Origin of the sequence: Actinophytocola sp. NPDC049390 (assembly GCF_044466355.1) — a bacterium.
Lineage (GTDB): Bacteria > Actinomycetota > Actinomycetes > Mycobacteriales > Pseudonocardiaceae > Actinophytocola.
Genome location: NZ_JBITMQ010000011.1, coordinates 235,782 through 261,193, shown reverse-complemented (window position 1 = coordinate 261,193; position 25,412 = coordinate 235,782). Strand labels below are relative to the sequence as shown.

At 68.9% G+C, this 25,412-nt stretch carries 39 protein-coding genes and 1 pseudogene; 2 read left to right on the top strand and 38 right to left on the bottom strand.

All coding sequences use genetic code 11. The features are described from left to right. Positions 1-8 precede the first annotated feature (8 nt). Positions 9-1,565 (top strand): S8 family serine peptidase, encoded by a 1,557-nt coding sequence (locus tag ACIBVP_RS29240; RefSeq protein WP_396109552.1) that lies wholly within the window; start codon positions 9-11, stop codon positions 1,563-1,565. A gap of 56 nt (positions 1,566-1,621) precedes the next feature. Here ACIBVP_RS29240 and ACIBVP_RS29235 read toward each other — a convergent pair whose 3' ends face one another. Next, positions 1,622-2,239 (bottom strand): LUD domain-containing protein, encoded by a 618-nt coding sequence (locus tag ACIBVP_RS29235; protein ID WP_396109551.1) that lies wholly within the window; start codon positions 2,237-2,239, stop codon positions 1,622-1,624. A 124-nt stretch (positions 2,240-2,363) separates the two neighbouring features. On the opposite strand from ACIBVP_RS29235, the gene sigJ reads away from it, so the two are divergent. Continuing rightward, complete coding sequence (gene sigJ, locus ACIBVP_RS29230; protein ID WP_396109550.1) at positions 2,364-3,260, top strand: RNA polymerase sigma factor SigJ; 897 nt, start codon at positions 2,364-2,366, stop codon at positions 3,258-3,260. Positions 3,261-3,420: 160 nt separating this feature from the next. Here sigJ and ACIBVP_RS29225 read toward each other — a convergent pair whose 3' ends face one another. The 37 genes and pseudogenes from ACIBVP_RS29225 to tuf all read right to left on the bottom strand — a co-directional run bounded on the left by ACIBVP_RS29225 (position 3,421) and on the right by tuf (position 25,314). Then, positions 3,421-4,149 (bottom strand): hypothetical protein, encoded by a 729-nt coding sequence (locus ACIBVP_RS29225; RefSeq protein ID WP_396109549.1) that lies wholly within the window; start codon positions 4,147-4,149, stop codon positions 3,421-3,423. Between the two features lie 34 nt (positions 4,150-4,183). Further along, the gene (gene truA / locus ACIBVP_RS29220; RefSeq protein ID WP_396109672.1) at positions 4,184-4,954 is read right to left on the bottom strand and encodes a tRNA pseudouridine(38-40) synthase TruA; all 771 of its coding nucleotides are present in this window, start codon (positions 4,952-4,954) and stop codon (positions 4,184-4,186) included. Between the two features lie 278 nt (positions 4,955-5,232). Continuing rightward, positions 5,233-5,742 (bottom strand): annotated as a pseudogene (rplQ, locus tag ACIBVP_RS29215) (50S ribosomal protein L17); the annotation flags it as partial. Continuing rightward, on the bottom strand, positions 5,742-6,803 hold the full coding sequence (locus ACIBVP_RS29210) for a DNA-directed RNA polymerase subunit alpha (RefSeq protein WP_396109548.1): 1,062 nt from the start codon (positions 6,801-6,803) through the stop codon (positions 5,742-5,744). The pseudogene rplQ and the gene ACIBVP_RS29210, both read right to left, overlap by 1 nt. 93 nt (positions 6,804-6,896) lie before the next feature. Continuing rightward, positions 6,897-7,502, bottom strand: a complete 606-nt coding sequence (rpsD, locus tag ACIBVP_RS29205) for a 30S ribosomal protein S4 (RefSeq protein ID WP_396109547.1) — start codon at positions 7,500-7,502, stop codon at positions 6,897-6,899. A gap of 17 nt (positions 7,503-7,519) precedes the next feature. Continuing rightward, a complete protein-coding gene (gene rpsK / locus ACIBVP_RS29200; protein ID WP_260195172.1) occupies positions 7,520-7,927 on the bottom strand; it encodes a 30S ribosomal protein S11 in 408 nt (135 codons plus the stop codon). An 18-nt stretch (positions 7,928-7,945) separates the two neighbouring features. Beyond that, positions 7,946-8,086 carry a hypothetical protein gene (locus ACIBVP_RS29195; RefSeq protein ID WP_396109546.1) on the bottom strand — a complete coding sequence of 47 codons (141 nt, stop codon included), beginning with the start codon at positions 8,084-8,086 and terminating at the stop codon, positions 7,946-7,948. 47 nt (positions 8,087-8,133) lie between these two features. After that, positions 8,134-8,514, bottom strand: a complete 381-nt coding sequence (gene rpsM, locus ACIBVP_RS29190) for a 30S ribosomal protein S13 (protein ID WP_396109545.1) — start codon at positions 8,512-8,514, stop codon at positions 8,134-8,136. Between the two features lie 133 nt (positions 8,515-8,647). Continuing rightward, positions 8,648-8,761: a 50S ribosomal protein L36 gene (gene rpmJ, locus ACIBVP_RS29185; protein WP_010148647.1), complete on the bottom strand. Its 114-nt coding sequence runs from the start codon at positions 8,759-8,761 to the stop codon at positions 8,648-8,650. 24 nt (positions 8,762-8,785) lie between these two features. Continuing rightward, positions 8,786-9,007, bottom strand: a complete 222-nt coding sequence (gene infA / locus ACIBVP_RS29180; RefSeq protein ID WP_005166804.1) for a translation initiation factor IF-1 — start codon at positions 9,005-9,007, stop codon at positions 8,786-8,788. A 419-nt stretch (positions 9,008-9,426) separates the two neighbouring features. Next, a complete protein-coding gene (gene map, locus ACIBVP_RS29175) occupies positions 9,427-10,194 on the bottom strand; it encodes a type I methionyl aminopeptidase (RefSeq protein WP_396109671.1) in 768 nt (255 codons plus the stop codon). A 41-nt stretch (positions 10,195-10,235) separates the two neighbouring features. Continuing rightward, positions 10,236-10,790 carry an adenylate kinase gene (locus ACIBVP_RS29170; RefSeq protein WP_396109544.1) on the bottom strand — a complete coding sequence of 185 codons (555 nt, stop codon included), beginning with the start codon at positions 10,788-10,790 and terminating at the stop codon, positions 10,236-10,238. Next, a complete protein-coding gene (gene secY / locus ACIBVP_RS29165; protein WP_396109543.1) occupies positions 10,787-12,088 on the bottom strand; it encodes a preprotein translocase subunit SecY in 1,302 nt (433 codons plus the stop codon). Before secY ends, ACIBVP_RS29170 begins: the two co-directional genes overlap by 4 nt. 292 nt (positions 12,089-12,380) lie before the next feature. Next, complete coding sequence (locus ACIBVP_RS29160) at positions 12,381-13,295, bottom strand: hypothetical protein (protein WP_396109542.1); 915 nt, start codon at positions 13,293-13,295, stop codon at positions 12,381-12,383. 68 nt (positions 13,296-13,363) lie between these two features. Beyond that, positions 13,364-14,161: a hypothetical protein gene (locus ACIBVP_RS29155; RefSeq protein ID WP_396109541.1), complete on the bottom strand. Its 798-nt coding sequence runs from the start codon at positions 14,159-14,161 to the stop codon at positions 13,364-13,366. A gap of 105 nt (positions 14,162-14,266) precedes the next feature. After that, positions 14,267-14,713 (bottom strand): 50S ribosomal protein L15, encoded by a 447-nt coding sequence (gene rplO, locus ACIBVP_RS29150; protein WP_396109670.1) that lies wholly within the window; start codon positions 14,711-14,713, stop codon positions 14,267-14,269. Beyond that, a complete protein-coding gene (gene rpmD, locus ACIBVP_RS29145) occupies positions 14,710-14,895 on the bottom strand; it encodes a 50S ribosomal protein L30 (RefSeq protein WP_133906305.1) in 186 nt (61 codons plus the stop codon). Before rpmD ends, rplO begins: the two co-directional genes overlap by 4 nt. Before the next feature lie 4 nt (positions 14,896-14,899). Next, the gene (gene rpsE / locus ACIBVP_RS29140) at positions 14,900-15,544 is read right to left on the bottom strand and encodes a 30S ribosomal protein S5 (protein ID WP_396109540.1); all 645 of its coding nucleotides are present in this window, start codon (positions 15,542-15,544) and stop codon (positions 14,900-14,902) included. A 31-nt stretch (positions 15,545-15,575) separates the two neighbouring features. Beyond that, positions 15,576-15,980, bottom strand: coding sequence for a 50S ribosomal protein L18 (rplR, locus tag ACIBVP_RS29135; RefSeq protein ID WP_396109539.1), 405 nt, complete (start codon positions 15,978-15,980; stop codon positions 15,576-15,578). 2 nt (positions 15,981-15,982) lie between these two features. Beyond that, on the bottom strand, positions 15,983-16,519 hold the full coding sequence (gene rplF / locus ACIBVP_RS29130) for a 50S ribosomal protein L6 (RefSeq protein WP_396109538.1): 537 nt from the start codon (positions 16,517-16,519) through the stop codon (positions 15,983-15,985). Between the two features lie 18 nt (positions 16,520-16,537). Then, a complete protein-coding gene (rpsH, locus tag ACIBVP_RS29125; RefSeq protein ID WP_396109537.1) occupies positions 16,538-16,936 on the bottom strand; it encodes a 30S ribosomal protein S8 in 399 nt (132 codons plus the stop codon). A gap of 74 nt (positions 16,937-17,010) precedes the next feature. After that, positions 17,011-17,196, bottom strand: coding sequence for a type Z 30S ribosomal protein S14 (locus ACIBVP_RS29120; RefSeq protein ID WP_396109536.1), 186 nt, complete (start codon positions 17,194-17,196; stop codon positions 17,011-17,013). A gap of 4 nt (positions 17,197-17,200) precedes the next feature. Next, positions 17,201-17,764 (bottom strand): 50S ribosomal protein L5, encoded by a 564-nt coding sequence (gene rplE, locus ACIBVP_RS29115; RefSeq protein WP_396109535.1) that lies wholly within the window; start codon positions 17,762-17,764, stop codon positions 17,201-17,203. Further along, positions 17,764-18,078 (bottom strand): 50S ribosomal protein L24, encoded by a 315-nt coding sequence (gene rplX / locus ACIBVP_RS29110; protein WP_396109533.1) that lies wholly within the window; start codon positions 18,076-18,078, stop codon positions 17,764-17,766. The genes rplE and rplX overlap by 1 nt, the downstream gene beginning before the upstream one ends. Before the next feature lies 1 nt (position 18,079). Continuing rightward, entirely contained in the window at positions 18,080-18,448 is a 369-nt protein-coding gene (rplN, locus tag ACIBVP_RS29105) for a 50S ribosomal protein L14 (RefSeq protein ID WP_133906298.1), read from the bottom strand. Then, a complete protein-coding gene (gene rpsQ, locus ACIBVP_RS29100; RefSeq protein ID WP_396109532.1) occupies positions 18,445-18,726 on the bottom strand; it encodes a 30S ribosomal protein S17 in 282 nt (93 codons plus the stop codon). The genes rplN and rpsQ overlap by 4 nt, the downstream gene beginning before the upstream one ends. Continuing rightward, the gene (gene rpmC / locus ACIBVP_RS29095) at positions 18,723-18,971 is read right to left on the bottom strand and encodes a 50S ribosomal protein L29 (protein ID WP_396109531.1); all 249 of its coding nucleotides are present in this window, start codon (positions 18,969-18,971) and stop codon (positions 18,723-18,725) included. The genes rpsQ and rpmC overlap by 4 nt, the downstream gene beginning before the upstream one ends. Beyond that, a complete protein-coding gene (gene rplP, locus ACIBVP_RS29090) occupies positions 18,971-19,390 on the bottom strand; it encodes a 50S ribosomal protein L16 (protein ID WP_396109530.1) in 420 nt (139 codons plus the stop codon). Before rplP ends, rpmC begins: the two co-directional genes overlap by 1 nt. Before the next feature lie 3 nt (positions 19,391-19,393). Further along, the gene (gene rpsC, locus ACIBVP_RS29085) at positions 19,394-20,257 is read right to left on the bottom strand and encodes a 30S ribosomal protein S3 (RefSeq protein ID WP_396109529.1); all 864 of its coding nucleotides are present in this window, start codon (positions 20,255-20,257) and stop codon (positions 19,394-19,396) included. Beyond that, complete coding sequence (gene rplV, locus ACIBVP_RS29080) at positions 20,257-20,688, bottom strand: 50S ribosomal protein L22 (RefSeq protein ID WP_396109528.1); 432 nt, start codon at positions 20,686-20,688, stop codon at positions 20,257-20,259. The genes rpsC and rplV overlap by 1 nt, the downstream gene beginning before the upstream one ends. A 19-nt stretch (positions 20,689-20,707) precedes the next feature. Further along, positions 20,708-20,989: a 30S ribosomal protein S19 gene (gene rpsS, locus ACIBVP_RS29075; RefSeq protein ID WP_075126579.1), complete on the bottom strand. Its 282-nt coding sequence runs from the start codon at positions 20,987-20,989 to the stop codon at positions 20,708-20,710. 19 nt (positions 20,990-21,008) lie between these two features. Beyond that, the gene (rplB, locus tag ACIBVP_RS29070; protein WP_396109527.1) at positions 21,009-21,845 is read right to left on the bottom strand and encodes a 50S ribosomal protein L2; all 837 of its coding nucleotides are present in this window, start codon (positions 21,843-21,845) and stop codon (positions 21,009-21,011) included. 33 nt (positions 21,846-21,878) lie between these two features. Next, positions 21,879-22,175 carry a 50S ribosomal protein L23 gene (gene rplW, locus ACIBVP_RS29065; protein ID WP_396109526.1) on the bottom strand — a complete coding sequence of 99 codons (297 nt, stop codon included), beginning with the start codon at positions 22,173-22,175 and terminating at the stop codon, positions 21,879-21,881. Beyond that, complete coding sequence (gene rplD, locus ACIBVP_RS29060; RefSeq protein ID WP_396109525.1) at positions 22,172-22,870, bottom strand: 50S ribosomal protein L4; 699 nt, start codon at positions 22,868-22,870, stop codon at positions 22,172-22,174. The genes rplW and rplD overlap by 4 nt, the downstream gene beginning before the upstream one ends. Then, the gene (rplC, locus tag ACIBVP_RS29055) at positions 22,867-23,520 is read right to left on the bottom strand and encodes a 50S ribosomal protein L3 (protein ID WP_396109524.1); all 654 of its coding nucleotides are present in this window, start codon (positions 23,518-23,520) and stop codon (positions 22,867-22,869) included. The genes rplD and rplC overlap by 4 nt, the downstream gene beginning before the upstream one ends. A gap of 13 nt (positions 23,521-23,533) precedes the next feature. After that, entirely contained in the window at positions 23,534-23,839 is a 306-nt protein-coding gene (gene rpsJ, locus ACIBVP_RS29050; RefSeq protein ID WP_003938093.1) for a 30S ribosomal protein S10, read from the bottom strand. Between the two features lie 281 nt (positions 23,840-24,120). After that, positions 24,121-25,314, bottom strand: coding sequence for an elongation factor Tu (tuf, locus tag ACIBVP_RS29045; protein WP_396109523.1), 1,194 nt, complete (start codon positions 25,312-25,314; stop codon positions 24,121-24,123). Between the last annotated feature and the right edge of the window lie 98 nt (positions 25,315-25,412).

Sequence of the window (25,412 nt, the reverse complement as noted above, 5' to 3'; positions counted from 1 at the left end):
AAACACACATGAGTAGGTCTCATGCCGCCTCGTTGAGGCGGCTGGTGGCGGGCGGTGCCGCGGCAGCGGCGGCCGTCGGGCTCGCCGTCGGGGCGACCACACCGGCATCCGCCGAACCCGGGGTCACGATCCTCGGTGCCGACTCGGCCACCGCGGTCGACGGCAGCTACATCGTGGTGTACAAGGACGGCGCGACGGGCGAGGCGGCGGACGCCGCCGCGTCGCTCGGCGGGCAGGTCACGCACCTGTACGAGGCGCTGAACGGGTTCGCCGCCTCGATCAGCGAGGAGCGGGCGCGGGCCCTGGCCGCGGACCCGGACGTGGCGTTCGTGCAGCAGAACCAGACCGTGCGGATCACCGAGGACCAGGCGAACCCGCCGTCGTGGGGCCTGGACCGGATCGACCAGGCCGACCTGCCGCTGGACGACAAGTACTCGTACTCGACGACCGCGTCGAACGTGCACGCGTACATCATCGACACCGGTATGGACCTCGACCACCCCGACTTCGGTGGCCGCGCGACGTCCGGCTTCGACGCGGTCGACGGCGGTGACGCCGAGGACTGCAACGGCCACGGCACGCACGTCGGTGGCACCGTCGGCGGCACCGCCCACGGTGTGGCCAAGGAGGTGTCGCTGGTCGCGGTGCGGGTGCTGGACTGCAACGGCTCCGGCACCACCGCGCAGGTCGTCGCGGGCATCGACTGGGTGACCGAGAACGCGGCCAAGCCGGCCGTCGCGAACATGAGCCTCGGCGGCGGCGCCGACACCGCGCTGGACGAGGCCGTGCAGCGGTCCATCGCGGCCGGTGTCACGTACGCGATCGCGTCCGGCAACTCCAACGCCGACGCGTGCGGCTTCTCCCCGGCCCGCGTGCCGGAGGCGATCACGGTCAACGCGTCCACCGACGCGGACGCCCGTGCCTCGTTCTCCAACTACGGCACCTGCACCGACCTCTACGCGCCCGGCCAGGACATCACGTCCGCGTGGCTCGACGGCGGCACCAACACGATCAGCGGCACGTCGATGGCGACCCCGCACGTGGCCGGTGCGGCCGCGCTGTACCTCGCCGCCAACCCGGACGCCGCCCCGGCGGCCGTGCGGGACGCCCTGGTCGCGGCCGGCGGCACCGACAAGATCAGCGACCCGGGCGCGGGCTCGCCGAACGTTCTGCTGCACACCGGCACCGGCGGCACGGACCCCGAGCCGCCGACGGGCTGTGACGCGGTCGCCAACACGACGCGCGTCGCCATCCCGGACGCGGGCCCGGCGGTGACCAGCGCCATCGAGATCGCGGGCTGCGAGGGCAACGCCTCGGCCACGACGTCGGTCGACGTCCAGATCACCCACACCTACCGCGGTGACCTGGTCGTCGAGCTGGTGGCCCCGGACGGCACCGTCCACCGCCTGAAGGACGCGGACGGCTTCGACGGCGCCGACAACGTGGACGAGACGTTCACGGTGGACGCGTCGGCGTCGACGGCGGGCGACACCTGGACGCTGCGCGTGCAGGACATGTACGGCGCTGACACAGGCGCACTGACGGGTTGGACCCTGGACGTCTGATCCGGCAGTTGTTCGCGGCGCTCCCCGCCTTTCCGGTGGGGAGCGCCGTTCCACGTTCAGAACCCGATGGCCTCGCGCAGCAGCAGGACGGTGCTGCGCCCGGGGAAGGGCTCCGCGTTGAGAACGAGCAGGCGGTTGACGGCGCTGGGCATGCCGTAGACCGCCGTGGCGCGGGCGTTCTCCAGGGGAAGGCAGTGGCCCTCGACCCGGCGCAGCGCACTGTTCAGGTCGGGTACCACCTTCTGCGCGCCTGCGACCCAGATCGCGCGGGCGGCGCCGCCGGAGTAGCTGGGCAGCTGGGCGCCACTGCCCGAGGCGGCCACGAGGGAGCCGGTTTCGGTGACCGCGTTGACGCTGCCGACGACCACGTCGGGGCTGGCGCGCAACCGACGGATCTCGTCCGCCTGGGCGACGCGGTCCATGGCCAGGGTGCGTGGCTTGACGGCCTGGTACCGCCCGCTGGTGTTGATGTCGTCGTCGATGCCGGACAGGCGGAGGGTCTCACTGGCCGCGGTGAGCACGGTGGCGCCGTCGGGGATCAGCTCGTCGACGCGGGCACGTGCCGCCGCGCTGTCGTCGAGGATCTCGACGGTGAACCCGTTCGCCGTCAGCGCGGCGGCCGCCCGCGCCAGACGCTGTGCGGGTGCCGGGTCGGTGAACGGTGGTGCGGTCATGTCGCCTCCTGGTCTCGGTGCCTCGGAGGTTCGACACCACAGCTCCCCGGGATGTGCGGCCTCACATCCCGGTGGGCTGTGGTGTCGGAACCGGTGCGGGAAGATGTGACCGAGGGGAGCCGTCATGAGCAGCCAGTCCGCACCAGGCCCGAGCGCGGTCATGGGCGAACGGCGTCACCTGATCAACCTGGCGTACCGGCTGCTGGGCTCACTGGCCGAGGCCGAGGACGCCGTCCAGGAGACCTACGCCCGCTGGTACGCCATGTCCGGCCGGGAGCAGGACGCCATCGCGTCCCCCGGCGCCTGGCTCACGACGGTCGCCGGCCGCATCTGCCTCAACGTGCTCCGGTCGGCCCGGGTGCGGCGGGAGAGTTACGTCGGCGAATGGATCCCCGAGCCGCTGCCGGAACCGGCGAACCGGCCGTACGGCGCCGACCCGGCCGACCGGGTCACCCTGGACGAGTCGGTCAGCCTGGCCTTCCTGGTCGTGCTCGAGGCGATGACCCCGGCCGAACGCGTCGCGTTCGTCCTGCACGACGTCTTCCGGTACTCCTTCGCCGAGGTGGCCGCGATCGTCGGCCGCACGCCGGGGGCCTGCCGCCAGCTGGCATCGTCGGCCCGCCGCCGTGTCCGCGCCGCGCAGCCGCCCGCGGTCCCGGCGGCCCAGCGCGCCGCCCTCGTCCGGGACTTCAAGCAGGCGTGGGAAGCCAGGGACATCGAGGCCCTCATCGGCCTGCTCGACCCGAACGCCACGGCGATCGCGGACAGCGGTGGGCTCGCCGTCAGCTTCCTGCACCCGATCGACGGTGCCGAGGCGATCGCGCGGGCCTGGATCGAGATCAGCCACCGGGCGGGCGCCATGACGTTCCTGGAGCGCACGGTCAACGGTCAGCCCGGCCTGGTGGCGCAGCAGGACGGTGTGACGGTCACCGTGTTCGCGTTCGAGGTCGCGGCCGGGAAGATCACGCACATCTGGGTGGTGCGCAACCCCGAGAAACTCCGCCAGTGGACGGCGAGCTGAGAGCAGTTCACGCCTCCGGCCCCCGATTTCCAGCGTACCGGGCAGGGGCGACAGACCGGGATGGCTCGACAGCCGCTGTGGACAACCCGCCCTCAACGTGGCGGAACTGTCGGTGGCATGCCGTAGCGTGGTTCGAGGGGGCCGGAGGCCGGCGTCACAGTCACAGCTGGTCGGAGGCGCGCAGGTGCGGTGTCTGCTCGGCCAGCATGTCAAGCTGCGCACGCACCCGCACGAAGTCCGACTCGTCACGCAGCTCCAGGGCGATCGCCGCGGCCCGTTCCGTGGTCTCGGCGAACGACCTCTCCGCGTCCCGCAGCCGGTCGAGCACCCGCAGCGCGGTCCCGTCCAGCTCGCCGTCGTCCGGCTCCAGGCTCTCCCCGAGCCGCGCCAGCCGCAGTGACTCGGCCAGTTCCTCGTCCAGTGTCCCGCCGATCCCGGCCAGCCAGTCGCGGCCCGCGCCGTGCGAGAGAGTGGCGACGACCTCGTGGTACGCGGCGACCGACCGTTCGCAGATCTCGTAGGAACGCGCCCACCGCCCGGACGCACGCAGGCCGTGTGACGGGAGCCGCGGCTGCGCCGCGCGTGCCGCACGGCGCTCGGCCTCGGTCGGGTTGCGCAGCCACGTCCGGGCGGCGAACTGGGCGGGCAGCCCGATCAGCGCCCCGACGACCGCACCGATGGGCGCCATCACGATCAGACCACCGACGAAGTTGGCGGCCACGCTGTTGTCCGCGGCCCGCTCGCCCGGGTTCGCCGCGTACAGCACCGCGACGCCGACCATCGCCAGGGCACCCAGCATCGCGAACACGAACCACCCCGCACGGGCGATCGCGTGCGAGATCGGGCCACCCTTCAGCGCCATCCGTGCGCGCCAGTCGTCACGCTCCACCGCGCCACTGTACGTCCACTGTGGCGCGCGCAGGTCAGGGATGCTCGCGCACGGCCCGGGTTTGTTCCGCGCGCGCGGCCAACTGGTCCGGGGGCGGGTAGTCGACGCCGGTCAGCGTGAGGCCGTGCGCCGGGGCGACCGTGATCGTGCTCGGGCGGGTCCGCGCGGTCAGCAGCGACGCGGGCCATTCCACCGGTTTACGGCCCTCCCCCACGGCGAGCAGCGCGCCGACCAGGCTGCGCACCATCGAGTGGCAGAACGCGTCCGCCGACACGAACGCCGTCACCACGTCCCCGTCACGCCGCCACGACAGGCGCTGCAGGTCGCGGATCGTCGTGGCGCCCTCACGCCGGCGGCAGAACGCCACGAAGTCGTTGAGGCCGAGGAGGAACGCCGACGCCTCGTTCATGGCGTCCACGTCCAGCCGCCGCGGCCACGTCACGGTGTCGTGGCGGCGCAACGGGTCCGCCGCCCACTGGACGTCGCACAGGCGGTAGGCGTAGTGCCTGCGGACCGCCGAGAACCGCGCGTCGAAGCCGCGTGGGGCCTCCGACAGCGAGTGCACGCGCACGTCCGCGGGCAGCGCGCGCGCCAGGCGGTTCAGCTCCGGCGCGAACGGCAGGTCGGTGTGCGCCACCTGACCGGACGCGTGCACGCCCGCGTCGGTACGGCCCGCGACCGTCAGGCGGACGTCGTGCCGCAGGATCATCGACAACGTGTCCTCGACGACCGCGCACACCGTGCGACGACCCGGCTGGCGGGCCCAGCCGGAGAAGTCCGTGCCGTCGTAGGCGATGCCGAGCAGGAACCGGACGAGCCCGCCACCCTGGCGGGCGACGGGCTCGTTCGTGGTGGAACCGGTCAGGACTCGTCGTCCTGCTGCTGCGCCGCCGGCTTGCTGAAGCCGGCCGACTCGGCGTCCTCGGCGGTGGCGAACCACACCTCGGCGACGGTCCGGTCGTAGTGCGTGGTGCCCGGCTCGTGGTACAGCATCGAGTTGGCGTTGCCCTTGATCGGGAAGCCCTCGGGCTGCGAGCCGTCCTCCAGCGCGGCACGGCTGCCCGCGCCGTAGGGGTGCTCGTCGTCGGACGCGCTCTCCTCGACCTCGACGTCCTCCGCCGGGGTCTCGGTCACGGCCTCGGTCTCGTCGGCCTTCGTCTCCTCGGCGGGAGCGGCGGCCTTCTCGTCCTTGGCGAACTTCGTCTTGCGCGCGGCCTCGGCCTCGGCGGTGACGGTCTTCTCCTGCACCAGCTCGATGATCGCCATCGGGGCGTTGTCGCCCTTGCGGGGGATCGTCTTCAGGATGCGGGTGTAACCGCCGTTGCGGTCGGCGAAGAACGGGCCGATCTCCGTGACGAGGCGGTGCACGACCTCCTTGTCGCGGATGACCCGCATGATCATCCGGCGGTTGTGGAGGTCACCCCGCTTCGCCTTGGTGATCAGGCGCTCCGCGTAGGGCCGCAGCTTGCGGGCCTTGGCCTGGGTGGTGGTGATCCGGCCGTGCTGGAACAGCGATGTGGCGAGGTTTGCCAGCATCAGCCGCTCGTGGGCCGGCGAGCCGCCCAGGCGGGCGCCCTTGGTTGGCGTGGGCATTACAACTGCTCCGTCTCCGCGTAGTCCTGGCCATCGTCGTGGCTGCTGTCCGCAACCCCGCTGTCCGCCGACGACCAGCCTTCGCTCGCGTAGTCGGAGGCGGCGGTGGTCGGGTCGAACCCGGGCGGGCTGTCCTTCAGCGCGAGACCGAGGCCGACGAGCTTCATCTTGACCTCGTCGATCGACTTCGCACCGAAGTTGCGGATGTCCAGCAGATCGGCCTCGCTGCGCGAGACGAGCTCACCCACGGTGTGGATGCCCTCGCGCTTGAGGCAGTTGTACGAACGCACGGTGAGGTCGAGGTCCTCGATCGGCATCGCGTAGGCGGCGATGGTGTCCGCCTCCTGCGGCGACGGACCGATCTCGATCCCCTCGGCGTCCACGTTCAGCTCGCGGGCGAGACCGAACAGCTCGACCAGCGTCTTGCCGGCCGACGCGACGGCGTCCCGCGGGGTGATCGACGGCTTCGTCTCGACGTCCAGGATCAGCCGGTCGAAGTCGGTGCGCTGCTCGACACGCGTCGCCTCGACCTTGTAGGTGACCCGCAGCACCGGCGAGTAGATCGAGTCGACCGGGATCCGGCCGATCTCGGCGCCTGCCTGCTTGTTCTGCACCGCGGGCACGTAGCCGCGGCCACGCTCGACGACCAGCTCGATCTCCAGCTTGCCCTTGCCGTTCAGCGTGGCGATGTGGAGGTCGGGGTTGTGCACGGTGACACCGGCCGGCGGGACGATGTCCCCCGCGGTCACCTCACCCGGGCCCTGCTTGCGCAGGTACATCGTGACCGGCTCGTCCTCCTCGGAGCTGACGACCAGCTCTTTGAGGTTGAGGATGATGTCGGTGACGTCTTCCTTCACGCCCGGCACGGTGGTGAACTCGTGCAGCACACCGTCGATGCGGATGCTCGTGACGGACGCGCCCGGGATCGACGACAGCAACGTCCGGCGAAGCGAGTTGCCGAGCGTGTAGCCGAAGCCCGGCTCCAGCGGTTCGATGGTGAACCGGGAGCGCGTCTCGTTGACCGGCTCCTCGCTGAGCGAGGGCCGCTGCGAAATCAGCACTTTCTTGTTTCCTTTACCTCAGGGGCGACCGCTATTTGACGCCCACCGGAGATGTGCCTGGGAGGCGGCAGGGCGCCGCCTCCCAGGTCAAGATCACTTCGAGTAGAACTCGACGATCAGCTGCTCCTGCACGGGCACGTCGATCTGGGCGCGCTCCGGCAGCTGGTGCACGAGGATCCGCAGGTTGGACTGCACGACCTGCAGCCAGCCCGGGATCGGCCGGTCGCCGAAGGACTCCTTGGCGGCGACGAACGGCAGCGTGTTCATCGACTTCGGCTTCACGTCGATGATGTCGAACTTCGACACCTGGAAGCTCGGGACGTTGACCTTCTTGCCGTTCACGATGAAGTGGCCGTGCGAGACGAGCTGGCGGGCCTGGCGGCGCGTGCGGGCGAGACCCGCGCGGTACACCACGTTGTCCAGGCGCGACTCGAGCAGCTGCAGCAGCGCCTCACCGGTCTTGCCCTTGGTGCGCGCGGCCTGCTCGTAGTAGCGGCGGAACTGGCGCTCCAGCACGCCGTAGGTGTAGCGAGCCTTCTGCTTCTCCTGCAGCTGGAGCAGGTACTCGCTCTCCTTGATGCGGCCGCGGCCGTGCTGACCCGGCGGGTACGGACGACGCTCGAACGAGCGGTCGCCACCGACCAGGTCGACCTTGAAGCGGCGGGACTTGCGGGTAACAGGTCCGGTGTAACGAGCCATGGTTTCTCAGTCCCCCCTTAGACCCGGCGCCGCTTGGGCGGGCGGCACCCGTTGTGCGGCTGCGGCGTGACGTCCTGGATGGTGCCGACCTCGAGGCCCGCTGCCTGCAGCGAGCGGATCGCGGTCTCCCGGCCGGAGCCGGGGCCCTTCACGAAGACGTCGACCTTGCGCATGCCGTGCTCGGCCGCCTTGCGGGCCGCGTTCTCGGCGGCCATCTGCGCGGCGAACGGGGTGGACTTGCGCGAGCCCTTGAAGCCGACGTGGCCGCTGGACGCCCAGCTGATCACGTTGCCGGTCGGGTCGGTGATGGAGACGATCGTGTTGTTGAACGTGCTCTTGATGTGCGCGTGGCCGTGAGAGACGTTCTTCTTTTCCTTGCGCCGGACCTTCTTGACCCCGGCGCCCTGACGGGACTTGGGTGGCATGTCTGCTTGCTGCTCCTGTTAACGCGAAGTCTGGGTGGTGGCGGACGCCTCGGACTCGGTGGACGAGTCGCGGTCCGCGTGACGGATGACCGTGCCGTAGTCCCGGTACAGGTCGCGAAGTGCCTGCGGACGGGCCTTGGGGGCCACCTGCAGAGCCACGAACTGACGGTTGCGTCGCCGCTGTGGGACGACCGATACGACCGTGCTCACTTCTTCCCAGCCTTCTTCTTGCCGGCGACCGTCTTCTTGGGACCCTTGCGGGTACGAGCGTTGGTCTTCGTGCGCTGGCCGCGCACCGGAAGGCCGCGGCGCCAGCGGAGACCCTCGTAGCAGCCGATCTCGATCTTCCGGCGGATGTCCGCGTTCACCTCGCGGCGGAGGTCACCCTCGACCTTGAAGTTCGACTCGATGAAGTCACGGAGCTTGGTGACGTCCTCGTCGGACAGGTCCTTGGCGCGCAGGTCCGGGCTGATGCCGGTCGCGGCGAGCAGCTCCTTGGAGCGGGTACGGCCGATGCCGTAGATGTAGGTCAGCGCGATCTCCATCCGCTTCTCGCGGGGGAGGTCGACGCCAGCAACGCGTGCCATATCTCCTCTTGAAGGTTCTTCCAGGTCTTCTCCCTCACCGTCCCGTGCTGGCGGGCCCCGGCCTGGTCCGGGGGTGTAACCGAGCCCGTGTGGCTCGGCAGGTGTGGGGAGGTCCTCTTGTTGTGTGCTGTGATCAGCCCTGGCGCTGCTTGTGGCGCAGGTTCTCGCAGATCACCATGACCCGCCCGTGACGGCGGATCACCTTGCACTTGTCACAGATCTTCTTGACGCTCGGCTGGACCTTCACGTCCCTGTCTCTCTATCGGTGGCTCTACTTGTAGCGGTAGACGATTCGGCCGCGGGACAGGTCGTAGGGCGACAGCTCCACGACCACTCGGTCCTCGGGCAGGATGCGGATGTAGTGCTGCCGCATCTTGCCGCTGATGTGTGCGAGGACCTTGTGTCCGTTCTCCAACTCGACACGGAACATCGCGTTGGGGAGCGGCTCCACCACACGGCCTTCGACCTCGATGGCCCCGTCCTTCTTGCCCATGTCCTCCGCGTTTCGTTTTGGGTCTACGCAGCCCGCCGCGCGTGTATCCCACTGGTGCACACGCATGACGGAGACGGCGCAACGAGTGCGCCACCGAACCAGTGTACGCGTGTGTTCGACGGGGCGGCATTCAGGGGGTTAGACGGACGTGAAGTTGGGGTGCACGCCGATCGTAGCCCCGGGCTCGTACCCCTCTGGGGTGATTTCCCGAGGACAGACAGTCGCTGTGCGTGACCGGCGTCCTCCGGCCCCCAGTGTCCAGCGTACGCGAGGGGGGCCGACAGCGGACGGGCGTTTGCCCTGGTGGAGGCTGAGTTGTCCACAGGTCGGGCAGTTGTCCACAGCCGCGCGAATGACGACGCTCTGTGTCGGTGTGATGCCGTAGCGTGGCTCGAGGGGGCCGGAGGCCACGACGGTGGTCAGGGAGCGGTCAGAACCCACGGGCCGTCGTCGGTGATGGCGACCGTGTGTTCCCAGTGAGCGGCGCGGGAGCCGTCGGCGGTGACGACGGTCCAGCCGTCGTCCAACTCCTCCGTCTGCGCGGTGCCCAGGGTCAGCATGGGCTCGATCGCGATCGCCATCCCCACCCGCAGGCGCGGGCCCTTGCCAGGCTTGCCGTAGTTCGGCAGGAACGGCTCCATGTGCATGGCACGGCCGATGCCGTGGCCGCCGTACTCGCGGACGATGCCGTACGTCGTGCCGTTCGCGCGTTCGGTGCGGTGGACCGACTCCTCGATGGCGTGCGAGATGTCCGTGAGCCGCCCGTCGGGGCGGACCGCCTCGATGCCCGCCTCCATGGCCGCGCGGGTGGCGTCCGAGAGGGCGAGGTCCGCCGCGGGTACCTCGCCGACCGGGATGGTGACGGCCGAGTCGCCGTGCCAGCCGTCCAGGATGGCGCCGCAGTCGACGGAGATCAGGTCGCCGTCGGCGAGCACCTGGTCCTTCGACGGGATGCCGTGCACGATCTGGTGGTTCACCGACGCGCAGATCGTGGCCGGGTAGTCGTGGTAGCCGAGGAACGACGGGACGGCACCGGCGTCGCGGATGATCTGGAACGCGATGTCGTCCAGGTCCGCGGTGCTCACGCCGGCCCGGACCGCGGCGGTGACGGCGGAGAGCGCCTTCGCCACCACGAGACCGGCGGCCCGCATGGCCTCCAGCTCAGCCGGGGTCTTCAGCTCGATCATGCTGTCACGCCGCCGCAACAGCGTGCCGAACAGGCCACGGGTCACGTCCGGTCGCGCAACGCGGCAAGCACCCGGTCGGTGATCTCGTCGACCTCGCCGACACCGTCGACGGTGACGAGCACGTCCCGGTAGTAGTCGAGCAGCGGCGCGGTCTCCGACCGGTACACGTGCTGCCGGTGCCGGATGACGTCCTCATTGTCGTCGCTGCGGCCACGGGCGAGCAGCCGCTTCACGACGACGTCCTCGTCGACCACGAGCTGGACCACCGCGTCGAGCTTCTGGTCGGCGTCCGCGAGGACCTTGGCCAGCACGTCGGCCTGGCCGATGTTGCGCGGGAACCCGTCCAGCAGGAAACCGTTGTCCGTGTCGGGCTGCTCGAGCCGCTCGATCAGCATCTGGTTGGTGACCTCGTCCGGGACGAGGCCACCGCTGTCGAGGATGTCCTTGACCTGCTTGCCCAACTCGGTCTCCTCGGCGATGTTCTTGCGGAACAGGTCACCGGTGGAGATGTGCGGAATGCCCAGCTTCTCGCTCAGCGCGGTCGCCTGAGTGCCCTTGCCCGCACCTGGCGGACCGACGAGAACGAGACGTGTCACTTGAGGAACCCTTCGTAGTTGCGTTGCATGAGCTGGCTTTCGATCTGTTTGACGGTGTCGAGACCCACGCCAACCATGATCAAGACAGCGGTACCACCGAAGGGGAAGTTCTGGTTCTGGCCGTCACCGGTGATGTCCAGGAAGAAGTTGGGCAGCACAGCGACGATGCCGAGGTAGATCGACCCGGGGAGGGTGATCCTGCTCAGTACGAACTGCAGGTACTCGGCGGTCGGGCGACCGGGGCGGATACCCGGGATGAAGCCGCCGTACTTCTTCATGTCCTCAGCCCGCTCCTGCGGGTTGAACTGGATGGAGATGTAGAAGTACGTGAAGAAGATGATCATCGCGAAGTAGACCGTGATGTGCACCCAGTCGGACTGCTTCACGAGGTGGTCGGAGACGAACCGCGTCCACCAGTTGTTGGTGTTGCCCGTGAGCCGGGTGATCAGGTCCGGCAGGTAGAGCAGCGAGGCCGCGAAGATGATCGGGATGACGCCGGCCTGGTTGACCTTCATCGGCAGGTACGTCGAGGTCCCGCCGTACATGCGACGGCCGACCATGCGCTTCGCGTACTGCACCGGGATGCGGCGCTGCCCCTGCTCGAGGAACACCACGGCGACGATGATCGCGAGGCCGAACAGGCACACGATGGTGAAGACGAGCGGGCCCGCGTTCTCGAGGATGTTGCCGCCCTCGGCCGGGATGCGGGCCGCGATGTTGACGAACATCAGCAGCGACATGCCGTTGCCGATACCGCGCTCGGTGATGAGCTCGCCGAACCACATGATCAGGGCCGTGCCCGCGGTCATCGTGAGGATGATGATCGACAGGTCGAACACCCCGTTCTTCGGGATGATCGGGTCCTGGCAGTCACCGAACAGGCCACCCTGGTTCGCCATGGCGATGATGCCCGTGGCCTGCAGCACCGCGAGACCGATGGTCAGGTACCGGGTGTACTGGGTGAGCTTGCCCTGGCCGGACTGGCCTTCCTTCTTCAGCTGCTCGAACCGCGGGATGACCACGGTCAGCAGCTGGATGATGATGCTCGCCGTGATGTAGGGCATGATCCCGAGCGCGAACACCGACAACTGCAGGAGCGCACCGCCGCTGAACAGGTTCAGCAGCTGGTAGATGCTCTGGTTGTCGACGTCGGCGATGCACTTCTGCACGTTCGGGTATGACACACCCGGGGAGGGCAGCATGGCGCCGACCCGATAGACCGCGATGATCATCAGGGTGAAAAGGATCTTGCGGCGCAGATCCGGCGTCGCGAGAGCCGAGCGGAAGGCGCTGAGCACGCAAGGACCTCCTCGGCGTCGCCGGCTCTCTCGCCGGCGATCGGCTTTGCCGGTGGGGTTACCGGCCGGAACACACTCACCCGGCTGCCAGGTGTTGGCAAGCCAGTAACGCTTCGGGAGGCACTCCACCCGAAGCGTGCTCCCGACTTTAACAGGACCCCGGAGGGCTCCTGCACCCCCTGGCCACTAAACGGCGAGACACGGCCATTCGGCCCAGCGTCGCGCCGACCGACGCCGACCACCCGCACGCACGCGTGACACGCGAATGCGCAGGTGGCGCTCAGACACGAGGCTAGGGCTCGTTCCGGCGCTGATCCACACCCGGTTCCGGAAGCGCCCACGGGACCGGCTGCGCTGGCGGCTCGACGGCAGGCGCCTCCGCGGGGGCCGAGGGCTCGTCCGCGGGCCGGGGCGGCTCCGGCGCTGCCTGCGACTGGAGTGGCTGCTGGGGCGGATGGGCCATCGGTACGCCGGTCGGTGGGCTCGGCGGCATCGGGTGGCCGGTCAGCGGGTCGACCTGGACGAAGCCAGGCGGCGGCGGTGGCTGGTTGCGCGCGGGGACCTGCGGCAGCGCGATGCCGTAGGGCGGCGTGGCGACGTCCGGGTTCACCTGTGCCCACGTCGGCCTGCGCACCGGGACCAGGGCCAGCACGGCCGCGCACAGGCTCAGCGCCGCCGCCACCATCAGCAGCCAGTGACCCACCAGGTAGGTCGCTTCCGTCTCCAGTCCGGGGGTGAGCGTGCCGAGGAGGATGACACTGTCGACGCCGTTGACGACCATCAGCGCGGTCGTCCACACGATGCCGATGAGGAAGGCGCCGCCGACCACCGTCGTCGTGCCCGAGACGCGGGCGACGCCCTGACCGGCGGCCGGGGTGGCGGCGTACCAGTTCAGTGCCGCCGCGCACGCCAGCACGATCGCGGCGAAGACCAGCGGATAGCCGATCCTCGGCACGTCACCCGGCGCCGACGGCCCCTCGACCTCGGCGCTCCACGGGGAGATGGTCACCTCGATCTCGTCCGGGCCGAAGCTCAGCGTGCCCGAGTACAGCGGCAGGAACGAACCGACGATCACGAGCACCACCGCGCAGAACGACAGCAACGCGGCCACGACACGGGTCGTGTGCCACCGCGCAGGGCCCGTCGTGGTCTGCGCGAGCGTCGACATCGCGGCCGGATAGACCGGCAGCGGCTCCCCCATGGTCATGACTGGAGCGTCGCGCATCCGCAAGCGCGGACACAGCACGGAAACGTCACGATCACGCACACAGGCCGTCAGTCGTGGCGCGGCTCGGCCAACGGGTCGTCGGTCAGGGGCACCGCAGGTCCCGCCGGCCGTTCCGGGGGCGGCGGTGCGTCCGGGATGACGATCGGACCCAGCTCCGGTACCGCCGGTTCCTCCGGTGGCGGCTCGACCGGCGGCGGCATCGGTGCCGGTAGCGGCGGCCCTGCCAGCGCGATGCCGAACGGCGGTGTCGGTGCGTCGGGGTCCGGCGGCGGCTCCGGCGGCGGTGCGGGTACGGAGCGCAGCGACGGCACCGCCGCCGCCAGAGACAGCGCCGCCGCGGCCAGCAGGACCCACAGGCCGGGCAGGTAGCTCATCTCCACGTTCAGCTGGAACGTCTCCGGGGCGTCGTCCACGGTGAAGGTGTCGGCCCAGACGCTCACCTGCAGCGCCACCATCCAGGTCGCGCAGGCGAGGAAGGCACCGCCGAACACGGTCACCGCGCCCGCGACGAGCTGGGCACGGGCCGGTGCGGCGGGGTTGGCGGCACGACGGCACAGGACCGCGGCACCGACCAGCACGACGCAGGCGAACACGACCGGGTAACCGTTCGACGGCACGTCCATGCTGCCCAGCTGGGGTTCGCTCACCTCGCTGCCCCACACCGTGAAGACGATCTCGATGCTCTGTGGGACGAAGTCGAACTCGCCGGTGCCGAAGCGCTGCGCCGCCGAGAACAGCGGCAGGAACAGTCCGGTGACGGCCGTGATCACCGCCAGCAGGCACAGGACCGCCGCCACCAGCCGAGCCGGGTGCGGGCGGACCGAGCCGGGCTCCCCCATCGTCATGCCCCGAATCATCCGCGCCGGAGCCGGGCACTGTCACTACCACCACGCACAAACGGCGGCGGCCGACAGGGAAACCCTGCCGGCCGCCGCCGTTCGAAACGTCGTCTACAGCGTGGTGGCGCTGCCGCCCGCCGCCGAGAGCTTCTCGGCCGCGGACTTCGAGAACGCGTTCGCGGTGACGTCCAGCTTCACCGACACGTCCCCGTTGCCGAGCACCTTCACCAGCTCGTTCTTGCGCACCAGACCGGCCTTCACCAGGTCGAGCACGCCCACCGTGCCGCCCTCCGGGAACGCGGTGGCGATGTCGCCCACGTTCACCGGCTGGAACTCGGTGCGGAACCGGTTCTTGAAGCCACGCAGCTTCGGCAGCCGCATGTGGATGGGCATCTGCCCACCCTCGAAACGGGCAGGCACGTTCTTACGTGCCTTGGTGCCCTTGGTGCCGCGGCCGGCGGTCTTGCCGCCCTTGCCGCCCTCACCGCGGCCGACCCGCTGCTTCTCCGTCTTCGCGCCGGGCGCGGGACGAAGGTGGTGGATCTTGATAGCCATCAGTCTTCGACCTCCTCGACCGTCACCAGGTGACGGACGGTGTGGATCAGGCCGCGGACCTCGGGGGTGTCCTCACGCACGGTGGACTGGCGGATCTTCCGCAGCCCGAGCGTGCGCAGCGACTCCCGGTGGTTGCGCTTGGTCCCGATGACGCTGCGGACCTGGGTCACCTTGAGCTGAGCCATGTCCTCACGCCCCCTGCCCCGCGCGCGCCCGCAGCATGCCGGCCGGGGCCACGTCCTCGAGCGGCAGGCCGCGGCGAGCGGCCACCTCCTCCGGACGCTGCAGACCCTTCAGCGCGGCCACCGTGGCGTGCACGATGTTGATCGCGTTGTCGCTGCCGAGCGACTTCGACAGCACGTCGTGGACACCGGCGCACTCCAGCACGGCACGCACCGGGCCACCGGCGATGACGCCGGTACCGGCGGAGGCCGGACGCAGGAGCACGACACCGGCGGCACGCTCGCCCTGGATCGGGTGCGGGATGGTGCCCGCGATGCGCGGAACCTTGAAGAAGTTCTTCTTCGCCTCTTCAACGCCCTTGGCGATCGCGGCCGGCACCTCCTTGGCCTTGCCGTAGCCGACACCGACCATGCCGTCGCCGTCGCCCACCACGACCAGCGCGGTGAAGCTGAAGCGGCGACCACCCTTCACGACCTTGGCGACCCGGTTGATGGCCACCACGCGCTCGAGGTGCGGGGTCTTGTCCTGGGCCGCCCCGCCACGGCCCCCATCGCGACGGTCCCTGCGGTCCCGGCGGTCACCACGGTTGTCGCGGTCACCGCCCTGGCCGCCCTGCTGGCCGCCGCCGAATTGCCGTGAACGTCCCGGCATCAGGCGATCCTTCCCGTGTGCATGTACTTCATCAGAACTCCAGCCCGGCTTCGCGGGCCGCGTCGGCGAGAGCCGCGATCCGGCCGTGGTAGTCGTTGCCACCGCGGTCGAACACGATCTTGGTGACACCGGCGTTCTTCGCGCGGTCGGCGACCAGCTGGCCGACCTTGGCCGCGCGGGCCTTCTTGTCGCCGTCCAGCGCGCGCACGTCCGCCTCGAGGGTGGACGCCGACGCGATGGTCTTGCCCACCGAGTCGTCGACGAGCTGCGCCACGATGTGCCGCGAGGACTTCGTGATCGACAGGCGCGGCCGCTCGGTCGTGCCGGCGACCTTCCGGCGGACCCGGAAGTGGCGACGGGCCTTGGAGACCCGGCGACGCGTCGAGATGTCCTTGCCCAGCGGCTTGCGGCGCTTGGTAACAGTCGCTTCGCTCATGATCACTTACCCGTCTTTCCGACCTTGCGGCGGATCTTCTCGCCCGCGTACCGCACGCCCTTGCCCTTGTACGGGTCGGGCTTGCGCAGCTTGCGGATGTTCGCGGCGACCTCGCCGACCCGCTGCTTGTCGATCCCCTGCACGGAGAACCGGGTCGGCGCCTCGACCGCGAAGGTGATGCCCTCCGGCGGCGTGACCTTGACCGGGTGGCTGAACCCGAGCGAGAACTCCAGGTCCGAGCCCTTGAGCTGGACGCGGTAACCGACGCCGTGGATCTCGAGCTTCTTCTCGTAGCCCTCGGTCACACCGACGACCAGGTTGTTCACCAGTGACCGGGTCAGGCCGTGCAGCGCGCGGTTGCGGCGCTCGTCGTCGGGGCGCTTGACCTCGAGGACACCCTCGCCGCGCTCGACGACGATCGGCTCGGCGACCGTGTGCGACAGGGTGCCCTTGGGCCCCTTCACGCTGACCTGCTGGCCGTCGATCTTCACGTCCACGTTGGCCGGGACGGGGATCGGCAGCTTACCGATGCGAGACATCTACTACTCCCCTTCCCGCTACCAGACGTAGGCGAGGACTTCCCCGCCCATCTTCTGCTTGCCGGCCTGACGGTCCGTCAGCAGACCCGCGGACGTGGAGATGATCGCCACGCCGAGGCCGCCGAGCACCTTGGGCAGGTTGGTCGACTTCGCGTACACCCGAAGGCCGGGCTTGGAAACCCGGCGCAGACCGGCGATGCTGCGCTCCCGGTTCGGGCCGTACTTGAGCTCGACGACGAGGTTCTTGCCCTTCTCGCCGTCCTCGTCGCGGTAGCCCGAGATGTAACCCTCGCGCTTGAGGATCTCCGCGATGTTGGCCTTCAGCTTGGAGTGCGGCAGCACGACCTCGTCGTGGTACGCCGAGTTGGCGTTGCGCAGACGGGTCAAGAAGTCTGCGATCGGGTCGGTCATCGTCATGGTGACCTGTCAACCTTTCTCGCCATGGTTCCCGTGGACCGGGCCTGTGGCGGGATGGATATGCCTGGTTGGAATTACCAGCTGGACTTGTTCACGCCGGGGAGCTCGCCGCGGTGGGCCATCTCCCGCAGGCAGACACGGCAGAGGCCGAACTTGCGGAACACCGAACGGGGGCGACCGCAACGCTGGCAACGGGTGTAGGCCCGCACCGCGTACTTCGGCTTCTGCGCGGCCTTGTGAACCAGAGCTTTCTTGGCCATGCGCTCAGTTCTCCTTGAACGGGAAGCCCAGCCGCCGCAGCAGCGCCCGGCCTTCCTCGTTGTTGGTCGCGGTGGTGACGACGGTGATGTCCATACCCCGAGGGCGGTCGATCGCGTCCGGGTTGATCTCGTGGAACATCGACTGCTCGTTGAGACCGAACGTGTAGTTGCCGTTGCCGTCGAACTGCTTCGGCGACAGGCCGCGGAAGTCGCGGATACGCGGCAGCGCGATGGTCAGCAGCCGGTCCAGGAACTCCCACATGCGGTCGCCGCGCAGGGTCACCTTCGCGCCGATCGGCATGCCCTCGCGCAGCTTGAACTGCGCGATGGACTTGGTCGCCCGCCGCATCTGCGGCTTCTGACCGGTGATCAGCGAGAGGTCGCGCAGCGCGCCCTCGATCAGCTTGCCGTCACGGGCGGCGTCGCCGACGCCCATGTTCACCACGACCTTGACGACGCGGGGCACCTGCATCGCGTTGTCGTAGGTGAACTCCTCCTTGAGCCCGGCCACGATCTCCTCGCGGTACCGGGTCTTGAGGCGCGGAACGATCTTCTCCGCGGTGGTCATCAGATCTCCTTCCCGGTACGGCGCGAGATCCGGACCTTGCGGCCGTCCTCGTCGAACTTGTAGCCGACCCGGGTGGGCTTGCCGTCGTCGCCGACGATCATCACGTTGCTCACGTCGATCGCCGCCTCCTGGGTGACGATCCCGCCCGACTGGGCGCCACGCTGCGTCTGGCTGATCCGGGTGTGCTTCTTGATCCGGTTGACGCCCTCGACGAGGACCTTGCCGCGGTCGGGGTAGGCCTGGATGACCTTGCCCTTGGCGCCCTTGTCCTTGCCCGCGATGACGACGACCGTGTCACCCTTCTTGACCTTCATGTCAGAGCACCTCCGGAGCCAGCGAGATGATCTTCATGAACTTCTTGTCGCGCAGCTCGCGACCGACCGGACCGAAGATGCGCGTCCCGCGCGGCTCGTTGTCCTGCTTGATCAGCACGGCGGCGTTCTCGTCGAACCGGATGTAGGAACCGTCCGGCCGGCGCTTCTCCTTGGTGGTCCGGACGATGACGGCCTTGACGACGTCGCCCTTCTTCACACCAGCGCCGGGGATCGCATCCTTCACGGTCGCGACGATGATGTCGCCGATGCCCGCGTAGCGACGCGCGGACCCGCCGAGAACCCGGATGCAGAGGATCTCCTTCGCACCCGTGTTGTCGGCGACGCGCAGTCGCGATTCCTGCTGGATCACTTTGCCCTCTCCAAGATCTCCACCAGCCGCCAGCGCTTGGTCGCCGAGAGCGGGCGGGTCTCCATCAGCAGCACGCGGTCGCCGACACCAGCCGAGTTCTCCTCGTCGTGCGCCTTGACCTTGGTCGTGGAGCGCATGACCTTGCCGTAGAGCGGGTGCTTCTTGCGGTCCTCGAGCGCGACCACGATCGTCTTGTCCATCTTGTCCGACACGACCAGGCCCTCGCGGACCTTGCGGCGGCCGCGCGGCTTGCTCTGCGTCTCTGTCGTCTCACTCATGCGGCACCCTCACCACTCGGAACCTCGTCGGGGGAGATCGACAGGCCCAGTTCGCGCTCGCGCATCACGGTGTAGATCCGGGCGATGTCGTGCCGGACCGTCCGAAGGCGGCGGTTGTTGTCCATCTGACCGGTCGCCATCTGGAACCGGAGGTTGAACAGCTCCTCCTTCGCCTCGCGGAGGCGGAGGACCAGCTCCTCGTCGTTCAGCTCACGGAGCTCGGACGCCTGCGTACCAGCGGCCATCAGAAGTCACCACCTTCACGCGTGACGATGCGGCACTTCATCGGGAGCTTGTGGATCGCCCTCGTGAGCGCCGCGCGCGCGACCGCCTCGTTCGGGAAGCTCAGCTCGAACATGACCCGGCCCGGCTTGACGTTCGCGATCCAGTACTCCGGCGAACCCTTACCGGAACCCATGCGGGTCTCGGCGGGCTTCTTCGTCAGCGGGCGGTCCGGGAAGATGTTGATCCAGACCTTGCCGCCACGACGGATGTGCCGGTTGATGGCGATACGAGCGGACTCGATCTGCCGGTTGGTCACGTAGGCAGGCTGAAGCGCCTGGATACCAAACTCACCGAAGGTGACCTTGGTGCCGCCCTTCGCAGCGCCCGCCCGCTTCGGGTGGTGCTGCTTGCGGTGCCTGACCTTGCGTGGGATGAGCACTGCTCAGCCCTCCCCGTTGGTCGTCTGGGCCTCGCCGCTCCCGTTCACCGACGGGGTCTGCGGCTCGGCCTGCTCTGCTGGCGCCGATGCCGGCGTGGTCGCCTCGGCAGCGGCACGGCCGGCCTCGGTGCTGGTCGCGGTGGTGCCCGACGAACCGGAACGACGCGCCCTGGTGGGCCGCTCCCGGCGCGGCGCGCGCTCGGCCGGGGCCTGGCTGCGAGCCTCGACCTCACGGCGGCCGCCGACGACGTCACCCTTGTAGATCCACACCTTCACGCCGATCCGGCCGAAGGTCGTGCGGGCCTCGAAGAAGCCGTAGTCGATGTCGGCACGCAGCGTGTGCAGCGGCACCCGGCCCTCGCGGTAGTGCTCGGAGCGGGACATCTCGGCGCCGCCGAGGCGGCCGCCACACTGCACGCGGATGCCCTTGACCTGCGGGCTGCGCATGGCCGACTGGATGGCCTTGCGCATCGCGCGGCGGAAGGACACGCGGTTGGACAGCTGCTCAGCGGTCACCTGCGCGACCAGCTGGGCGTCGGCCTCGGGGTTCTTGACCTCGAGGATGTTCAGCTGTACCTGCTTGCCCGACAGCTTCTCGAGCTCGCCGCGGATCCGGTCGGCCTCGGCGCCGCGGCGGCCGATGACGATGCCCGGACGGGCGGTGTGGATGTCGACGCGGACCCGGTCACGGGTGCGCTCGATCTCCACCTTCGAGATACCGGCGCGCTCCATGCCCTTGGACAGCAGACGACGGATCTTCACGTCCTCCGCCACGTACTCCGCGTACTGCTTGTCGGCATACCAGCGGGACTTCCAGTCAGTGGTGATCCCGAGCCGGAAGCCGTGCGGGTTGATCTTCTGACCCACTAGCTGGCACTCCTCTTCGCACTGGACTTACGGCTCTTGGCAGCCGCCTTCTTCGGCTCCGCCTTCGGCCGCGACTCCACCTCGACGGTGATGTGGCTGGTCCGCTTGCGGATCCGGTACGCGCGGCCCTGGGCCCGCGGGCGGAACCGCTTGAGGGTCGGGCCCTCGTCCACGTAGGCCTGGCTGACCCAGAGCGTGTCCGGGTCGAGGTCCAGGTTGTTCTCGGCGTTGGCCACGGCGCTCGCCAGCACCTTCGCCACCGGGTCGCTCGCGGACTGCGGAGCGAACCGGAGCACGGCGAGGGCTTCCTCGGCGCTGCGGCCCTTGATCAGCTCGACCACCCGGCGCACCTTCATCGGCGTGGCGCGGACGTAGCGAGCCCGAGCGATCGCGCGCGGAAGCTCTTCCACCGCGACGTTCTCGTCACTCATCGCTTTAACTCCTTCGTCCTTAGCGCCTGCGCGCCTTGCGGTCGTCCTTGACGTGGCCCTTGAAGGTCCGCGTCGGGGCGAACTCGCCCAGCTTGTGGCCGACCATCGACTCCGAGATGAAGACCGGCACGTGCTTGCGGCCGTCGTGCACCGCGATCGTGTGGCCCAGCATGTCCGGGATGATCGTCGAGCGGCGCGACCACGTCTTGATGACGGTCTTCTTGCCAGACTCGTTGAGCGCGTCCACCTTCTTGAGCAGGTGGTCGTCGACGAACGGGCCCTTCTTCAAACTCCTAGGCATCTGTCACTCCCTCCTGCTCTTAGCGCTTCTTGCCGGTCCGGCGACGACGGACGATCATCCGGTCGCTGGCCTTGCCCTTGCGGCGGGTACGGCCTTCTGGCTTACCCGCGGGGTTCACCGGGTGGCGACCACCGGAGGTCTTGCCCTCACCACCACCGTGCGGGTGGTCCACCGGGTTCATCGCGACACCGCGGACGGTCGGGCGCTTGCCCTTCCACCGCATGCGGCCCGCCTTGCCCCAGTTGATGTTGGCGTGCTCCGAGTTGCCGACCTCACCGACCGTGGCGCGGCAGCGCACGTCCACGTTCCGGATCTCGCCGGAGGGCATACGCAGCTGGGCGTACGGACCCTCCTTGGCGACGAGCTGCACGCGCGAACCGGCCGAGCGGGCGATCTTGGCGCCGCCGCCCGGGCGCAGCTCGATGGCGTGCACCACGGTGCCGACCGGGATGTTGCGCAGCGGCAGGGCGTTGCCCGGCTTGATGTCCGCGCTCGGCCCGTTCTCGATCCGGTCGCCCTGCTTGATCTTGTCCGGGGCGAGGATGTAGCGCTTCTCGCCGTCGGCGTAGTGCAACAGCGCGATGCGCGCGCTCCGGTTCGGGTCGTACTCGATGTGCGCGACCTTGGCCGGCACGCCGTCCTTGTCGTGGCGCCGGAAGTCGATCAGCCGGTACGCCCGCTTGTGACCGCCACCCTTGTGGCGGGTGGTGATCTTGCCGTGCACGTTGCGGCCACCGCGGCCGTGCAGCGGCCGGATCAGCGACTTCTCGGGCTCCGACCGGGTGATCTCGGCGAAGTCGGAGACGCTGGACCCACGACGCCCTGGCGTCGTCGGCTTGTACTTGCGAATGCCCATCTCTACGCAGTCCCTATGTCTCTACTCGCCGGCTCAGGCCGGTCCGCCGAAGATCTCGATCGGCTTGCTCTCGGCCGACAGCGTCACGATCGCTCGCTTGGTGTCCTTGCGCTTGCCGTAGCCGGTGCGGGTGCGCTTGCGCTTGCCGCTCCGGTTCAGCGTGTTCACGCTCACCACCTGCACACCGAACACCTTCTCGACCGCGATCTTGATCTCGGTCTTGTTCGCGTGCGGGGCGACGACGAACGTGTACTTGTTCTCCTCGAGGAGCCCGTAGGACTTCTCGGAGATCACCGGCGCGAGCAGCACGTCGCGGGGGTCGGGGATCACTTGCTCTCCTCCGCATCAACGTCGCTGGCGACCTCGCTGGAGCGCGCGACAGCCTTGGCGGAGCCGCCCTTGACCGGGCCCTCCAGGAAGGCGCTCAGCGCGGCCTTGGTGAACACCACGTCGTCGTTGACGAGCACGTCGTAGGTGTTGAGCTGGTCGGCCCAGATCCAGTGCACGTACGAGAGGTTCTGCACCGACAGCAGGCCGACCTCGTCGTCGCGGGTGATCACGACGAGCAGGTTCTTGGCCTCGGAAGCCGCGGCCAGGGCCTTCTTCGCGGCCTTGGTGGACGGGGTGTCCCCGTCGACCAGCGCGGAGACGACGTGCACCTGGCCCGCGCGGGCCCGGTCGGAGAGGGCGCCACGCAGAGCGGCCGCCTTCATCTTCTTCGGGACGCGCTGCGTGTAGTCACGCGGCTGCGGGCCGTGGACGATGCCACCGCCCGCGAACTGCGGCGCACGGGTCGAACCCTGGCGCGCACGGCCGGTGCCCTTCTGGCGGTACGGCTTCTTGCCGCCACCGCTGACGTCGCCGCGGGTCTTCGTGGCGTGCGTGCCCTGGCGGGCCGCGGCCTGCTGCGCGACGACCACCTGGTGCATCAGCGCGACATTGGCCTGCACGTCGAAGATGTCCGCGGGGAGGTCGACCGAACCGTCGGTCTTGCCCTCGGGCGTCTTCACCTCGACGGAAGTCACTTCACATCACCCTTCGCGGCGGTCTTGAGGAACACCACGCCGCCCTTGGGGCCCGGAACGGCACCCTTGAGGAGGATGAGCCCGTCCTCCGCGTCCACGCGGTGGACGGTGAGGTTCTGGGTGGTGACCTTCACGTGGCCCATGCGGCCGGCCATGCGCAGGCCCTTGAACACGCGGCCCGGGGTGGCGCAGCCACCGATGGAGCCGGGCGAACGGTGCTTGCGCTGCGTGCCGTGGGAGGCGCCGAGGCCCTTGAAGCCGTGGCGCTTCATGACACCGGCGGTGCCCTTGCCCTTGGTGGTGCCCGTCGCGTCGATCACGGCGCCGGCCTCGAACACCTCGGCGGTGATCTCCTGGCCGAGCTCGTAGCTGTCGGCGTCGGTGGTGCGCAGCTCGGCGAGGTACCGCCGCGGCGTGACGCCCGCCTTCGCGAAGTGGCCCTTCTCGGGCTTGTTCACCTTGCGGGGCTTGATCTCGCCGAACGCCAGCTGCACCGCGGTGTACCCGTCGTTGTCCTGGGTACGGATCTGGGTGACGACGTTCGGTCCGGCCTTGACGACGGTCACCGGGACGATCCGGTTGTTCTCGTCGAAGACCTGGGTCATCCCGAGCTTGGTGCCCAGGATCCCTTTCATCTGCCGGGAAGACATTAGTACTCAGGCCTCACTGAATGTTGACGTCGACGCTGGCCGGGAGGTCGATGCGCATCAGAGCGTCAACCGTCTTCGGCGTCGGGTCGAGGATGTCGATCAGACGCTTGTGCGTGCGCATCTCGAAGTGCTCCCGCGAGTCCTTGTACTTGTGCGGGGAGCGGATGACGCAGTACACGTTCTTCTCGGTGGGCAGCGGCACCGGACCGACGACCCGAGCACCCGTGCGGGTAACCGTCTCAACGATCTTGCGCGCCGAAGCGTCGATCGCCTCGTGGTCGTAGGCCTTGAGCCGGATGCGGATCTTCTGTCCCGCCATGGTGGCTTGCCGTCCGTTTCTTCGATGCAGTCTTTAAGACTCGTGCCGCTCCGGTCCACGCGGTCGGGTGTGTCGCGCCCTACGCACAGACCGGCCCCTTGGACTTTTGCCCTCAGGAGTGTGGTCATAGGTGGCCCGGCGGCCAATGCCGCGAGCCAGCTCGAACACGACCGATCGCATGACCGTCCGCGACGAGCAACCTGTCAAGGATGCCACACACGTTTCGCGGCACCCAAACCGGGGGGCCCCAGGTGCTTGACCTGGGGCCCCGTCCGGGATAACTACTTGATGATCTTGGTGACGCGGCCCGCGCCGACCGTCCGGCCACCCTCACGGATGGCGAACCGGAGACCCTCGTCCATGGCGATCGGCTGGATCAGCTTGACCGTCATGCCGGTGTTGTCGCCCGGCATGACCATCTCGGTGCCCTCGGGGAGGGTCACCACACCGGTCACGTCGGTGGTCCGGAAGTAGAACTGCGGACGGTAGTTGTTGAAGAACGGCGTGTGCCGGCCGCCCTCGTCCTTGCTCAGGATGACGACCTGGGCCTCGAACTCGGTGTGCGGCGTGGTGGTGCCGGGCTTCACGACGACCTGGCCGCGCTCGACGTCCTCACGCTTGATGCCGCGGAGCAGCAGACCCACGTTCTCACCCGCGCGCGCGTCATCGAGGGTCTTGCGGAACATCTCGATGGCGGTGACGGTGGTCTTCTGGGCCTTCTCGCGGATGCCGACGATCTCGACTTCCTCCATCGGCTTGAGGATGCCGCGCTCCACACGACCGGTGACCACGGTGCCACGACCGGAGATCGTGAACACGTCCTCGACCGGCATCAGGAACGGCTTGTCGGTCTCGCGCTCCGGCTCCGGGATGTTCTCGTCCACGGCGTCGAGCAGCTCGAGCAGCTTGTCGCCCCACTCGGCGTCGCCCTCGAGGGCCTTCAGCGCGGAGACGCGGACGACCGGCAGGTCGTCACCCGGGAACTCGTACTCGGTCAGCAGCTCGCGGACCTCGAGCTCGACGAGCTCCAGGATCTCCTCGTCGTCGACCATGTCGGCCTTGTTCAGGGCGACCACGATGTAGGGCACGCCGACCTGACGGGCGAGGAGCACGTGCTCCTTGGTCTGCGGCATCGGGCCGTCGGTCGCGGCGACCACCAGGATCGCGCCGTCCATCTGGGCGGCACCGGTGATCATGTTCTTGATGTAGTCCGCGTGACCCGGGCAGTCAACGTGCGCGTAGTGCCGCTTCTCGGTCTCGTACTCGATGTGAGCGATCGAGATCGTGATACCGCGCTGCTTCTCCTCCGGCGCCTTGTCGATCTCGTCGAACGGCGTGAAGGGGTTCAGCTCGGGGTACTTGTCGTGCAGAACCTTGGAGATGGCCGCGGTCAGCGTGGTCTTGCCATGGTCGATGTGACCGATGGTCCCGATGTTGACGTGCGGCTTGGTCCGCTCGAACTTCGCCTTCGCCACTTCTCTCGTCCTCCTGGACTTGTTCTCTACGCCGCCACTCTGGTATCAGCGGCAGCAGTCTTTGGGGTCAGTTGTGCGGAACCATAGAGGGAACTACC

Coding starts and splice junctions, on each gene's coding strand:
- ACIBVP_RS29240 (WP_396109552.1), top strand. CDS start 9: ATGAGTAGGTCTCATGCCGCCTCGTTGAGGCGGCTGGTGGCGGGCGGT.
- ACIBVP_RS29235 (WP_396109551.1), bottom strand. CDS start 2,239: ATGACCGCACCACCGTTCACCGACCCGGCACCCGCACAGCGTCTGGCG.
- sigJ (WP_396109550.1), top strand. CDS start 2,364: ATGAGCAGCCAGTCCGCACCAGGCCCGAGCGCGGTCATGGGCGAACGG.
- rpsD (WP_396109547.1), bottom strand. CDS start 7,502: ATGGCTCGTTACACCGGACCTGTTACCCGCAAGTCCCGCCGCTTCAAG.
- rpsK (WP_260195172.1), bottom strand. CDS start 7,927: ATGCCACCCAAGTCCCGTCAGGGCGCCGGGGTCAAGAAGGTCCGGCGC.
- rpsM (WP_396109545.1), bottom strand. CDS start 8,514: ATGGCACGCGTTGCTGGCGTCGACCTCCCCCGCGAGAAGCGGATGGAG.
- infA (WP_005166804.1), bottom strand. CDS start 9,007: ATGGGCAAGAAGGACGGGGCCATCGAGGTCGAAGGCCGTGTGGTGGAG.
- map (WP_396109671.1), bottom strand. CDS start 10,194: ATGATCGAGCTGAAGACCCCGGCTGAGCTGGAGGCCATGCGGGCCGCC.
- ACIBVP_RS29160 (WP_396109542.1), bottom strand. CDS start 13,295: ATGACCATGGGGGAGCCGCTGCCGGTCTATCCGGCCGCGATGTCGACG.
- ACIBVP_RS29155 (WP_396109541.1), bottom strand. CDS start 14,161: ATGACGATGGGGGAGCCCGGCTCGGTCCGCCCGCACCCGGCTCGGCTG.
- rpmD (WP_133906305.1), bottom strand. CDS start 14,895: ATGGCTCAGCTCAAGGTGACCCAGGTCCGCAGCGTCATCGGGACCAAG.
- rpsE (WP_396109540.1), bottom strand. CDS start 15,544: ATGCCGGGACGTTCACGGCAATTCGGCGGCGGCCAGCAGGGCGGCCAG.
- rplR (WP_396109539.1), bottom strand. CDS start 15,980: ATGAGCGAAGCGACTGTTACCAAGCGCCGCAAGCCGCTGGGCAAGGAC.
- rplF (WP_396109538.1), bottom strand. CDS start 16,519: ATGTCTCGCATCGGTAAGCTGCCGATCCCCGTCCCGGCCAACGTGGAC.
- rpsH (WP_396109537.1), bottom strand. CDS start 16,936: ATGACGATGACCGACCCGATCGCAGACTTCTTGACCCGTCTGCGCAAC.
- ACIBVP_RS29120 (WP_396109536.1), bottom strand. CDS start 17,196: ATGGCCAAGAAAGCTCTGGTTCACAAGGCCGCGCAGAAGCCGAAGTAC.
- rplE (WP_396109535.1), bottom strand. CDS start 17,764: ATGACCACCGCGGAGAAGATCGTTCCGCGCCTCAAGACCCGGTACCGC.
- rplX (WP_396109533.1), bottom strand. CDS start 18,078: ATGAAGGTCAAGAAGGGTGACACGGTCGTCGTCATCGCGGGCAAGGAC.
- rpsQ (WP_396109532.1), bottom strand. CDS start 18,726: ATGAGTGAGACGACAGAGACGCAGAGCAAGCCGCGCGGCCGCCGCAAG.
- rpmC (WP_396109531.1), bottom strand. CDS start 18,971: ATGGCCGCTGGTACGCAGGCGTCCGAGCTCCGTGAGCTGAACGACGAG.
- rplV (WP_396109528.1), bottom strand. CDS start 20,688: ATGAGTGACGAGAACGTCGCGGTGGAAGAGCTTCCGCGCGCGATCGCT.
- rpsS (WP_075126579.1), bottom strand. CDS start 20,989: ATGCCTAGGAGTTTGAAGAAGGGCCCGTTCGTCGACGACCACCTGCTC.
- rplB (WP_396109527.1), bottom strand. CDS start 21,845: ATGGGCATTCGCAAGTACAAGCCGACGACGCCAGGGCGTCGTGGGTCC.
- rplC (WP_396109524.1), bottom strand. CDS start 23,520: ATGTCTTCCCGGCAGATGAAAGGGATCCTGGGCACCAAGCTCGGGATG.
- rpsJ (WP_003938093.1), bottom strand. CDS start 23,839: ATGGCGGGACAGAAGATCCGCATCCGGCTCAAGGCCTACGACCACGAG.